Annotated in this window: 12 protein-coding genes; 3 read left to right on the forward strand and 9 right to left on the reverse strand. The window is 38.0% G+C overall.

The window, feature by feature from the left end:
• Nucleotides 1-128: 128 nt before the first annotated feature.
• From ACZZZW_RS20380 to fbaA, 3 genes are all read right to left on the reverse strand, one after another.
• Entirely contained in the window at nt 129-551 is a 423-nt protein-coding gene (locus ACZZZW_RS20380; RefSeq protein WP_055905966.1) for a GNAT family N-acetyltransferase, read from the reverse strand.
• A complete protein-coding gene (locus ACZZZW_RS20385) occupies nt 526-1,032 on the reverse strand; it encodes a low affinity iron permease family protein (protein WP_463496195.1) in 507 nt (168 codons plus the stop codon). Before ACZZZW_RS20385 ends, ACZZZW_RS20380 begins: the two co-directional genes overlap by 26 nt.
• Before the next feature lie 140 nt (nt 1,033-1,172).
• Nucleotides 1,173-2,252, reverse strand: a complete 1,080-nt coding sequence (gene fbaA / locus ACZZZW_RS20390; protein WP_055905972.1) for a class II fructose-bisphosphate aldolase — start codon at nt 2,250-2,252, stop codon at nt 1,173-1,175.
• 320 nt (nt 2,253-2,572) lie between these two features.
• Between fbaA and accD the strand changes: the two genes are divergently transcribed.
• From accD to ACZZZW_RS20405, 3 genes are all read left to right on the forward strand, one after another.
• A complete protein-coding gene (accD, locus tag ACZZZW_RS20395; RefSeq protein ID WP_463496197.1) occupies nt 2,573-3,418 on the forward strand; it encodes an acetyl-CoA carboxylase, carboxyltransferase subunit beta in 846 nt (281 codons plus the stop codon).
• A 301-nt stretch (nt 3,419-3,719) separates the two neighbouring features.
• Nucleotides 3,720-4,184, forward strand: coding sequence for a YciI family protein (locus ACZZZW_RS20400; RefSeq protein ID WP_463496199.1), 465 nt, complete (start codon nt 3,720-3,722; stop codon nt 4,182-4,184).
• A 147-nt stretch (nt 4,185-4,331) separates the two neighbouring features.
• On the forward strand, nt 4,332-5,879 hold the full coding sequence (locus tag ACZZZW_RS20405) for a M20/M25/M40 family metallo-hydrolase (protein WP_463496200.1): 1,548 nt from the start codon (nt 4,332-4,334) through the stop codon (nt 5,877-5,879).
• A gap of 262 nt (nt 5,880-6,141) precedes the next feature.
• On the opposite strand, the gene ACZZZW_RS20410 is transcribed toward ACZZZW_RS20405, so the two are convergent.
• The 6 genes from ACZZZW_RS20410 to ACZZZW_RS20435 form a co-directional block, all read right to left on the reverse strand.
• The gene (locus ACZZZW_RS20410) at nt 6,142-7,146 is read right to left on the reverse strand and encodes a cytochrome d ubiquinol oxidase subunit II (RefSeq protein WP_055905984.1); all 1,005 of its coding nucleotides are present in this window, start codon (nt 7,144-7,146) and stop codon (nt 6,142-6,144) included.
• Nucleotides 7,147-7,249: 103 nt separating this feature from the next.
• Nucleotides 7,250-8,572: a cytochrome ubiquinol oxidase subunit I gene (locus ACZZZW_RS20415; protein WP_055905987.1), complete on the reverse strand. Its 1,323-nt coding sequence runs from the start codon at nt 8,570-8,572 to the stop codon at nt 7,250-7,252.
• Nucleotides 8,573-8,885: 313 nt separating this feature from the next.
• Nucleotides 8,886-9,785, reverse strand: a complete 900-nt coding sequence (locus ACZZZW_RS20420; protein WP_055905990.1) for an MBL fold metallo-hydrolase — start codon at nt 9,783-9,785, stop codon at nt 8,886-8,888.
• Nucleotides 9,786-9,862: 77 nt separating this feature from the next.
• The gene (locus tag ACZZZW_RS20425) at nt 9,863-10,066 is read right to left on the reverse strand and encodes a hypothetical protein (protein ID WP_055905993.1); all 204 of its coding nucleotides are present in this window, start codon (nt 10,064-10,066) and stop codon (nt 9,863-9,865) included.
• 700 nt (nt 10,067-10,766) lie between these two features.
• Nucleotides 10,767-11,789 (reverse strand): IS110 family RNA-guided transposase, encoded by a 1,023-nt coding sequence (locus ACZZZW_RS20430; protein WP_463494156.1) that lies wholly within the window; start codon nt 11,787-11,789, stop codon nt 10,767-10,769.
• 499 nt (nt 11,790-12,288) lie between these two features.
• Nucleotides 12,289-12,492, reverse strand: coding sequence for a hypothetical protein (locus tag ACZZZW_RS20435; protein WP_055905996.1), 204 nt, complete (start codon nt 12,490-12,492; stop codon nt 12,289-12,291).
• Nucleotides 12,493-12,910: the final 418 nt, after the last annotated feature.

Below are 12,910 nucleotides of genomic sequence, written 5' to 3' on the forward strand. Positions count from 1 at the left end.
AGCAATCCTACTACCATGGGTGGGTAAATAATTCAAATCCAGCGATCGCTTTAAGATTGCTTCGTGCCTCGCAATGACGATTTTTCGTTGAATGCGCTGTGCTTTCTGTGCCTCCTGACTAACTATCCCTAAACCTTCTTTACCATTTTAAAATGCTGTATACCAGCTTCTTCAAATTGCTCCCCTTCGGCTACGAAACCAAACTTAGCGTACAAACTCATGGCATCTAACTGCGAGTTGAGGTAAATGTAATGTGCATCTTCCGGAAGATCAGATAGGGCTTCAGCGATTAATGCACGGCCAACGCCCTGCCCTCTAAAATCTTTCAATACAGCGAAACGTTCCAGTTTGTATCCGGCATCTGTTTTACGCCATCTACAAGCACCACAAGGCTGGCCATTACTGGTAGCCAAAAAATGTATCGATTCATCTTCATGCTCCCATTCTAACTCCGGCGGGCAGTTCTGTTCGTCTACAAACACTACTTTACGTATAGCAAATACTTTATCTAAATCTTCGGGATGGTTAACTTTTTGAACGTGTAGACTCATTATCGTGTTGTTTAAAGTGTTTATTCGATTTTAATTTCGATTCGTTTAGCTCTTTGGCTACATCTATCGAATGTGAACAATGAATATCGGCCTCTTTTTTGGCAAGTGTGGCAATCGCAACGTAAAATTTATGTAACTGATCTAATTCTTTTTCGCTCAAATCTTCAATATCAACCATTCGGTTACTCGCACCTTGCTGTGCAGCAATTAGTTCATTCAACTTTAACTGAATTGCCTTACCATCTTTATTTTGCGCTTTCTGAATTAAAAAAACCATTAAAAAGGTAATGATTGTGGTACCAGTGTTAATCACCAATTGCCAGGTTTCTGAGTAATTAAATATCGGGCCCGTAACAGCCCAAATAATTACAATAGCAGTAGCTGAAATAAATGCAACAGAACTACCGGTAAACTTCGTTGCCGCATTGGCAAATTTTTCGAAAAAATTATTTTTCTTGGTGTCGGTTTTAGATTTTGCCATTACAATTTGTTTGCTTAAATATAATATAAAACAAACAAAAACGCCATAAGTTTTTTAACCTATGGCGTCTTTATTTATGAGGAAATAATTGATTTTTTGAATGATTGAATAGATATCCAATCTTCAAAATCAATCAAAATTTACAATTTATCGTTTACGTTGATACAGTTCAAATCTTCGAAAGCCGCGGTTAAACGCTTTACAAAAGTTTCTTCACCTTTACGTAACCAAACACGTGGATCGTAATATTTTTTATTTGGTTTATCATCGCCATCAGGGTTACCAATCTGGCCTTGAAGATAAGCTTCGTTCTTTTTGTAATATTCTAAAATACCTTCCCAAAATGCCCATTGCATATCGGTATCAATATTCATTTTAATTGCACCATAAGAAATTGCTTCTCTGATTTCTTCCTGAGTTGAACCAGAACCACCGTGGAATACAAAATTGATTGGTTTCTCTTCAGTTAAGCTGAATTTTTCTTTGATAAAATCCTGAGAGTTTTTTAAAATTACCGGTTGCAATTTTACGTTACCTGGTTTGTAAACACCGTGTACATTACCAAATGCCGCTGCAACAGTAAAGCGAGGAGAAACTTTGCTTAATTCTTCGTAAGCATAAGCCACTTCGCTAGGTTGTGTATATAATTTTGAGCTATCTACATCGCTATTATCAACACCATCTTCCTCACCACCTGTAACACCAAGTTCGATTTCGATCGTCATGTTCATTTTAGCCATGCGTGCTAAGTATTTAGCAGATATTTCCATGTTTTCTTCTATCGATTCTTCCGATAAATCCAACATGTGTGATGAAAACAAAGGTTTTCCGGTTTCAGCGAAGAATTTTTCACCGTGATCTAAAAGTCCATCAATCCAAGGCAATAATTTTTTAGCGGCGTGGTCGGTATGTAAAACCACGGCAACACCATAATGTTCTGCCAATAAATGTACATGTTTAGCTGCCGATACAGCACCTAGAATACATGCTTGCAATTTCTCATTATCTAAAGATTTACCAGCATAAAACTGTGCACCGCCATTAGACAATTGAATCATAACAGGCGAATTTACTGCCTTAGCAGTCTCCAATACCGCGTTAACCGTATTTGTACCGGTTACGTTTACTGCTGGTAAAGCAAACTGATGTTTTTTAGCCTGCTCAAACAATTCTTGAACGGCATCTCCGTAAATTACGCCTTTGTAGCCTTTTAAACTCATTTCTTGTTAATTTTATTAAGTCCGAAGTTATAAAAAAAAATAACATTCCAAGCTTTTGTAACAACAGAATTATTTGCCTAACAGCAAAATAAGGCCTATTTAGTGTAAAAAACACATTATCCTTAGTGTAAAAAAGACACACTTAAGTTTACAATTGGCAGTTGGCGGCAACAAAAGCCAAATTTTAAATTACGTTACCAACTCTGGCATTATTGCCAATTGGCTATCTACCAACTAACCATTGACTATTTTTACAGCCAATAAGGTTCGACTTTATTTTATTTTTCGTTTCTTTGCAATCCAATTCTTTAAAAAATTATATGGCTTGGTTTAAGAGAGAGAATAAAGGTATCATTACCACAACTGAAGAGAAAAAAGAAGCACCAGATGGCTTGTGGAATAAATGTCCAAATTGTAAAAAACCGCTACATCAGGCAGAACTTCAGGAAAACAAATATGTTTGTCATTACTGCAACTACCACCTGAGAGTAGGCTCAAAAGAATATTTCGAGGTTTTATTTGATAATAACGAGTTTAAAGAACTTTTTCCGAACTTAACATCGGGCGATCCGCTAAACTTTAACGATAATAAACCTTATACCGACAGGATTAAAGAAAGCCAGGCTAAAACAGGTTTAAAAGATGCAATCCGTGCCGGAGTTGGTAAAATTGAAGGTCAGGATCTCGTAATTGCCTGTATGGATTTCGCATTTATTGGCGGTTCTATGGGTTCTGTTGTGGGTGAAAAAATTGCAAGATCAATCGATTACAGCATTAAACATAAAGTTCCTTTCCTGATGATTTCAAAATCAGGTGGTGCACGTATGATGGAGGCCGCATTTTCATTGATGCAGATGGCTAAAACATCGGCTAAACTGGCTTTACTGGGTCAGGCTAAAGTTCCATATATCTCATTGTTAACCGATCCTACTACAGGTGGCGTAACAGCATCGTATGCAATGCTTGGCGATATTAATATTGCCGAACCTGGTGCATTGATCGGTTTTGCCGGACCAAGGGTAATTAAAGAAACCATAAAAAAAGATTTGCCAAAAGGTTTTCAAACAGCAGAATTCGTTTTAGAACATGGTTTCCTTGATTTCATTGTAGATAGAAGGGCAATGAAAGCTAAATTGGGTGCTTTTATTAAGATGATTAACAACTAGTTGGTTTCCAATAGTTCATTAAGCCATTAGTTCACTGTTCTAAGTATCAAAAACAACATAATATTTAGAAAAGCAGGGCTTGAATAACTTCGGTTAGTTCAGTCCTGCTTTTTGCTTTAAGTCCTCGCTACACTCCGGGCTTTCCACGGCAATCAGGTTTAATTAACATAGGCTGGTGGTTCTTTTGAAAGGTTTTCCTGGCTAGCACATTAAACCACCCCACCCTTTGCGCAGCCCTCAATGCGAGGGAAATATTAACAGCGATTTTTCTTATTTTTAAACTAACCAAACTAAAAATCAGATGAAAAAGCTATTATTACTCACCTTCCTGATCACCGCCATTATTTCTGTGCATGCCCAGGAGAAAAAAGCTAAAGTTCCTTATGATGAAACCTTAGCCAAAAAACTCGGAGCGGATAATTATGGAATGAAAATGTATGTCCTCGTGATGCTTAAATCAGGCACCAACACTACAGAAACAAAAGCCAAAACCGATAGTTTATTTGCCGGACATATGGCAAACATGGGCAAAATGGTCGAAGCACAAAAACTCGTAGTTGCCGGCCCGATGGGCAAAAACGATAAAAACTACCGCGGTATTTTCATTTTAAATACAAAATCAATCGAAGAAGCCAAACAATTGTTAGAAAGCGACCCTGCAATCAAGGCTAAATTACTCGAACCAGAATTATACAATTGGTATGGATCGGCAGCATTGGCTGAATATCTGCCATTTCATGATAAGATACAGAAAAGTAGTTTTTAGGTATCCACAGAAACAAAGATGGCACGGAAAAATTTGATAGGTGAGGTCAGGTATTATCATAACTCAACTGCAACATTTCCATTAACATCTCCAACCCTACCGCTAATTCCATAAATTAGCGCATCAAATAAACAACCCTAACTTATTATGAATAAAAAAGTACTATTTTCTGCACTTCTGCTGTGCGCTTCGGCAAGCGTTTTTGCGCAAGACAAAAAAGTAATCGACAATATTGTTAAAGAAGTGAATGAAAATTCGCAATTAGAGAAACTTGCACACGAACTTTTGGATGTTGTTGGTCCGCGCTTAGTAGGTTCGCCACAAATGAAACAAGCTAACGATTGGGCAGTAAAAAAATATAGCGATTGGGGCATTTCTGCCAAAAACGAAAAATGGGGCGAATGGGCTGGCTGGGAAAGAGGTATTACCCATATCGATTTGATAAGTCCGCGGGTTAGAACTTTAGAGGGCACACAACTGGCATGGAGTCCATCCAGTAACGGGAAAGCGATTAACGCAGAGGCAATTATCCTTCCAGAAATCACAGATTCGTTATCTTTTCAAAAATGGTTACCTAATGTAAAGGGCAAAATTGTTTTAATTTCCATGAACCAACTCTCTGGCCGGCCAGAAAAAAACTGGGAAGAGTTTGCCACAAAAGACTTATTTGAAAAATTTAAAAAAGAAAAAACCGAAGCAGCGAAAGCCTGGGCAGCAAGTATAGCTAAAACGGGTTTATCTGCTAAAACTTTACCTGTAGCCTTAGAAAATGCTGGTGCTGTAGCGGTAGTGATCAATAACTGGTCGCAGGGATTTGGTGTAGATAAAATTTTCGGTGCAAATACCATTAAAGTACCCACTTTAGATTTATCCGTTGAGGATTATGGCTTGGTTTACCGCCTGGCACTAAATGGCGATAAGCCTAAATTAAGAATCGAGGCCGATTCGAAGAAATTAGGTGCTGTACCTACTTTTAACACCATTGCAGAAATTAAGGGCAAACAAAAACCCAATGAATATGTGATGTTATCGGCACACTTCGATTCGTGGGATGGCGCAAGCGGTGCTACCGATAATGGTTCGGGAACTATTTTGATGATGGAAGCCATGCGGATTTTGAAAAAAATCTATCCTAATCCTAAACGGACCATTTTGGTTGGCCATTGGGGAAGTGAAGAGCAGGGTTTAAATGGTTCAAGAGCTTTTGTAGAAGATCATCCTGAGGTTGTAAATAATCTTCAGGCTTTGTTTAACCAGGATAACGGTACAGGTCGGGTGGTTAACATTGGCGGACAAGGTTTCGCTAAATCAAAAGATTACATTACCCGTTGGTTGGCTGCAGTACCTGATACCATTAAAAACCAGATCAAAACCAGTTTTCCGGGAACACCAGGTGCTGGTGGATCAGATTTTGCTTCTTTTGTTGCAGCTGGAGCATTAGGTTATTCATTAAGTTCTACCAGCTGGGATTACGGTACATATACCTGGCACACTAACCGCGACAGTTACGATAAATTGGTTTTCGACGAAATTAGAAGCAATGTAATTTTGGCTGCGATTATGGTATATATGGCTTGTGAAGATCCCGAAAAAACTTCTACCGAAAAAGCAACCGATTTACCTGTAAACGAACGTACCGGAAAACCATCAACCTGGCCGGTACAATCAAAATCGAATAGAAAAGGTGGATTGTAGATAATATTTTTAAACGTTTTGGTAAAGAGCATTTGGAAACAGATGCTCTTTTTTTGTTCCTTAGATTAATTATTTCGAGCGGAGTGCAACGCAGTGGAGAAATCTATTGAGGTGGATCGCTCTATTCCATTTCGCTTTCAGTAAAGATGACGCCCTTAAAGCAATATTTTGTTTTTTTTAGTGTAGTTACACCTAAATTTATTTAAAGATTTACAGGCAGAAAAGATGCTGAAATAAATTCAGCAAGCCGATCTTAAAAAATCTACTCTTCTTTCTTCTGAAACTTATAAAACAGATAACCCAAAAAAGGCAATATCAATACACTTCCCAATAAAAGCGCTAAACCCAAACTGTAAATGGTTTTTTCTGGCCCAACGGTTTCCAATAGCGAAATTGCATCTCCGCTTTTTAAACGGATAAAATTTGGAAAATGGGCATAACTTATCGCCAAGAGGATCATCGTAACCTGAAAGCCCGCTAAAATGCGTAAAATCTTCGTTTTTCCTTTAATCAACAAATACCATAGCAATACGAGTGATAAACTAGCCAAAATAATGGCAGATACGCCAACTGAACTTTTAAAAACCCAATCAATCAATGGAATTTTATCACGTTGTGCAGCTATAAATACCATTGCCCCAAAAACAACAGCGGCTATATTCATAAATTCGGCTTTTTTTATAAACCGGCGTTTATCATGTGCTTCGGTGGTTTCACCAATAAGATAAATTGCCGCCAGAAAGCCACAAAGCGCAACGGTGAACAACCCAACAGCGAGCGAAAACCAATTTAACCAGCCAGCAATATAGGCAGAGTAAAAATCTGTGGCCTGCGTATCAATATGCCCTGAAATCAGGCTTCCGGCAATAATGCCCAGAAATAATGCTGTAATAAAACTAGAATAGCGAAAAATGCGGTTATAAAGCCATTGCATATCATCTTTAACGGCATCATAATGGCGAAATACAAAGGCTGTGCCTCGTGCAATAATTCCGATGAGCATAATCGCCAACGGAATATGCAAATAAACCGACATGGTGGTATAGATATGCGGAAAGCCTACAAAAAGAATTACAATAGCAATAATTAACCACATGTGGTTGGCCTCCCACACGGGACCAATGGCCTGGTACATCGTTTTGCGGGTTTTACTCCGATTTTTTGTCGAGGTAAAAAGCTCTATAATACCTGCACCAAAATCTGCTCCACCCAGTAAAAAGTAGAGCAAAATGGCCATGCACAAAAATGTAATTACAACTTGTTCCATCATTTATTTTTTTGCCACAGCTTTACTGATAAACACAGAGTTTGGTATTTCGACTATAAGTTTCAAGCCTTCATCTGTGTTCATCCTTTTTATCTGTGGTTAATTAATTATTTTGTTCAGTTTTATTATACAATACAGGCACCATTTTTATCTGGCGGTAAAGCAAAAACGTTACGATAATACTTAAAGAAACATAAATTGCCGAGAAGATATAAAACGAATAGGCAATACCCGGCATCGGCGTAACAGCATCTTTGGTACGCATAATGCCATAAATAATCCATGGTTGCCTACCAACCTCGGTAACTACCCAGCCGGCCTCTAAAGCGAGATAACCGAGCGGAATTGCAAAAACAAATAATTTTAATATCCAGCGTTTCTCCGTTAAAGGTTTCTTTTTAAAAAGGATAAAGAAATAGATTAAGGATATAAACAGCAAGAGCGTACCAATGCCAACCATGACCTGAAAAGCATAGTGTGTTATGGCTACTGGTGGATGCTCATTTTCTGGTATCTGATCCAAACCTTTAACTTCTGCTTTAAAATCGCCATGGGCCAGAAAACTTAATGCTCCAGGAATTTTGATTGCGCCTTTTACCGTTTTATCTTTTTCGTTTACGATGCCTCCAATCAAAAGTGGCGCGGGCTTTTCAGTTTTATATAATGCTTCCATAGCCGCAAGCTTAGCAGGCTGCCTTTTAGCTACATCTTTTGCGGATATATCTCCACTTAAAGGTTGCAACAATGCACCGATACAGGCAAATATTGCAGCAATTTTAAAGGCTTTTAAATGAAACGCTGCATTTCTATTTCTCAATATCATTAAAGCATGCACACCTGCCACAGCAAAACCGGTTGCGGTAAACGCAGCTAAACACATGTGCAAAGCCTGACTAAACCATGCTTTGTTGAACATGGCCTGGATAGGATCTATATTAAGGTACTTTCCATTTACAAAATCAAAACCTGCCGGACTGTTCATCCATGCATTTGCAGCTACCACCAAAATTCCGGAAGCTAAACCACTTACCCCAACTACCATCCCTGTAAACCAATGAAACCATTTATTCAGCTTGTTCCACCCATAAAGGAAGAAACCCAGTGCTATTGCTTCAATAAAAAAAGCTGTTCCTTCCAAAGAGAAAGGCATACCAAATATCGGACCTGCATGATCCATAAATTTTGGCCAAAGCAAGCCCAGTTCGAAAGATAACATGGTACCCGATACCGCGCCCGTAGCGAAAAAAATAGCCACACCTTTACTCCAGGCTTTGGTGAGGTTTTTATATACCTCATCGTTTGTTTTAAGCCATTTATAATGCGAAACAGCCATAAAGAAAGGCATAACCATGCCGATACAGGAAAAAATGATGTGAAAGCCTAATGATAAGGCCATTTGGGAACGGGCTGCTATAAAATCATCCATATGCTGTAGATTTTGAATTGTAACAAATATAGTTGTTAAACACTAAAGCCTACGGTAATTGAGTGACGTTGAAAGGATTATTTTAAATATAGAACGTTTATAAATTGAAAAAAGATTTGGATGTTCTTGTCACATAAATACTAAATACGCTCTTTGTCATCCTGAGCGGAGTCGAAGGATTAGCCATGGATTAATGCGTTCAAAAATTAACAGCAAAAAAGTCATTTCCTAATAAATTAGGACAAGATAATATTCACCGCTTATGAGATTGCTTCTTCGGCTGAAAAAGCCTTATCGCAATGACGAAAATCTTCTAAACCCCTTTCAGCTCATCATAAGCAGCAGTTAAACTTCTTTGAATCCCTTCGCCCTGCCATTCTGGTGCATTGGGTATTGTGGTTGTTTTTAAAATATCTTCCTTGGTTTTTCCGGCCTTAATTTCATCGCCAACGAAAGTTAATAAGTTTTGAAGGTAGTTTTGATAAGCCTTTATATCTTCCTTATTTCCGGTAACTTTTTCCGGATCTAAACTATGTCCCCAAATAAATAAGGTATCTTTATCAAACTGCGCCAAAATTTTATCCAAAGCTGTAATCCAATTGCCGATATGCGCACCATTTTCTCTATCGATATATGGAAACTTGCGGTTAAAAACCAAATCGCCTACATGTGCAATATTTGCATGCTCGAAATGATAAACGGCATCTCCGTTGGTATGACCAGAGCCATAATAGTAGGCTTTAATGTTTTCATCGCCTACTTTAGCATTCCATTTTGTTCCAAAAGTAGTATCGGGCAATAATTGTTTATCGAGATTATTGGCTTTTTCTGCACCTCTTTTCTGATTTACCAAAGAATTTTGATGCGCCACAACTTTTTCGGCCAAACCTTTAAACGCAATATTACCTGCGGTATGGTCGCCATGATGGTGTGTGTTGATTAAATATTTGAAAGGTTTATCGCCAAGTTTTTTTAATTCGTCGATTACATGCGGAGCCGTGGTTGGAAATTGGGCATCTACCACAACAAAACCATTACTGGAATTTAACCAGCCAATTGTGCCACCTTGCTCGATAAATATACCCACATTATTACGTAAGGGCTTAAAGTTATAAGCACGCATTAATTCTTGCTGTGCAAAAACATCTGTTTTATAAACCGAAAGCAAGGCCATAGCCAATGCCGAATTCCTGATAAAATTTCTTCTTTCCATTTTGAGGTTAAGCTAAAAAAAACCACGGCAAATGCCGTGGTTTAAATTTAATGATTTTGATCGTGAATAAACAAAAATTATATTCCCGAACCTGGTGTGGTACCTGGCTCATGCCCCGGACCAAACGAATTATTTTTACGGTCTTTATCTTTATCAAATAAGTTAGTACCTACTTTGGATGATTTGTTTTCATCAAGTGTTCTATCTTCTTTAATATCATCTGCTGTTTTATCAAGTAAATCGTTCTCAACAACTTTACCTTTTTCTTTATTCGTTTCCATAGTAATTGTAAATTGATTTATTAAATGAACAAGCGAGAAATAAGATTGTTTTTAATAGTTGTTTTAAGAATGGGATTTACACATGCAGAATAATCACTAACCATTGAAACAGGCTTTAACGCCAAAAACAAGCATTGCAAATTAACGTCATTTCGACTGGAGCGCAGCGAAATGGAGAAATCTTTGAACGATATAGAAAGATTTCTCCACTGCGGTCGAAATGACGATTCTACTATATGTATGCTTCTTCCACCCTGCTCAGAAATGACAAAATGAAGTGCTAGTGCGAAAATTTACCTTATAGTGGTAGTGTATCTTTAAAACCTTTTAAGGAGACAGACGTCACGACTGATCGCCAATACTTAAAATATAGCGTCATTTCGACTGAAGCTCAGCGAAATGGAGAAATCTTTGAACGATATAGAAAGATTTCTCCACTGCGGTCGAAATGACGATTCTACTATATGTATGCTTCTTCCACCCTACTCAGAAATCAAAAAATGAAGTGCTAGTGCGAACATTTACCTTCTAATCGTAGTGTATCGTTAAAACCTTTTAAGGAGACATACTTTACGACTACTAGCCAATACCTAAAATCTAGCGTCATTTTGACTGGAGCGCAACGAAATGAAGAAATCTTTGAACGATATAGAAAGATTTCTCCACTGCGGTCGAAATGATTGTTATGACAATTACAAATTTATGCGGCTAAATTATAGTTGTTTTTGAACGGTGTTTGTTTTTTTATTACCGAGGCTACCCTAAGCACTATTTTGTTTCTAACGGCGTTTAGAATACTCATGCTATGTTTTCCCTCATCCTTTTTTCTGTTATAATAGTTCCTGATTTCTGGATTATTTTGGATAGCGGACAAGGCGCACAGGTGCAATAGTCTTTTGAGTTCCTTGTTTGCCATCCTATGAACTCTTGGTTTGCCCTTTATGCTAATGCCGCTGCTGTGCTCAAATGGGGCTACCCCTGCATAACAGGCCAGTTGTTTTCCGCTTGGGCTACCTGCAAAATTAGCTGTGCATCCAATAAGGTATATGGCAGTCACGTGTCCTATTCCCGGTATGCTGACCAGAAGTTCGTAATTGCTTTTGAAAGCCCTGTTTTCTCCTATTATTTTTCTGATCTCCATTTCAATATTCTTGATGGACCGGGCTATTCCATCGATGGCTGATTTCAGCGATCTCTCAATGAGCTTCTGATGTGGCTTCTCATTTACATTTCCCAGCTCTTTAATGGAAACTTTTAGACTGGTTATCTGCTTCAACAGCTTTGTCCTGGCAGATATAAAGTCCTTCAGGTGTATCAGAACAGGGTCTAACGGAGGTGTGGCAGTCAAAGAGTCTGATTCCCGATAGGCATAGTTGCATAAGCGAAGGCTGTCTATCCTGTCATTCTTTCCCCTGGCTATCCCAAAGCTCCACTTGATGTGTGCCGCATTGCCAATGTGGATGGGAAGATTTTTCTTGCTGCAGAAAGACCAGATCAGGCGGTGATAGATACCGGTGTTTTCGATCACAACAAGTGAATGTTCATCCATAGTAACCCTATGGCTCTTGAGCCACCTGTCAAAAGCTTTGATCCCTGTGATACTGTTATCAAATCGGGCAGTATCGACAGCCTGTTTTACATGGCTGACAACCGCCATAAGGGAAGCATCGAAATAAGGTTTTGAAACATCGATACCGATGAAGAATTTTGTAGTGACAATCATCTTATTATTTTTATGTTTGCAACAGTTACCTAATTCCAGCCCATCGATCCAAGTCCTTAATAATGGGTAATTCCCTAATTGTTATCTGGTCACTAAGGGAGAAAAACCGGTAGCGGATTGCATCATTCCATAGGCATAAAAACCTTGACGAATCATTAATGTGCCGCTACCGGTTAGGTAACATTTTAAATATTTTAGTCATAGCTAAACTAATCGTAATTTCAATTAATCCCTAAATAAAATACTTAGACAAATCTAAAGGACGATTCTACTATATGTATGCTTCTTAGACAATCCTCAGAAATGACGAAATGATGCAATAGTGCGAACATTTACCTTCTAATCGTAGTGTATCGTTAAAACCTTTTAAGGAGACATACTTTACGACTACTAGCCAATACCTAAAATCTAGCGTCATCTCGACTAAAGCGCAGCGAAATGGAAAAATCTTTGAACGATATAGAAAGATTTCTCCATTGCGGTCGAAATGACGATTCTATTACATCATTGCCCCAGGCAGTTTACCCAATTCATGAATGCATCCGAAAGAATGAAATCTTCTTTTATGAATTTTATTAAAATGGTTCGAAGATTCAAAAGAAAACGGGTTCAGGATAAACTTATAAATGTGTTTCCTTTCTCCATTTAATTTTTCTTCTGGTTTTGCGTTTTCAAGGGGCTGATTGTTTTTGCTCTTTTCCATGACGATATAGATTAATGAAAACTTAGATAGTTTTCTGGTTAACAATTTTAATAATATTGGAAAGCTATTTTTAAATTTGCCTAACCTTATACCATGAGGAAATTGATAAGGTTTCGTTTGGGAATTACATTAAAATGGCGCGGACTGCCTTAATCTTAATTAAATATAAGTTTTATTTTTGAGTTCTGCAAGAGAATTTATTAGTTTAAATGGTTGTTGCAAACCTGCCATATTTTTAGGATTTTAAGGCAGTTAAGAAATTAGGCATCAAGCTATACTAACGTTAATAGCAGCACCAGCTTGGGTAACTAAACCTGATTGAAGTGTAAAGCCCACAGCGCAGCGAGGACTTGGAACGGAAAGCAGGACAAGCACTTAAAATGAAATACTGCCTTGGCTTTTCAAAAAAACACTATTT

It is taken from the genome of Pedobacter sp. AC379, assembly GCF_979258145.1.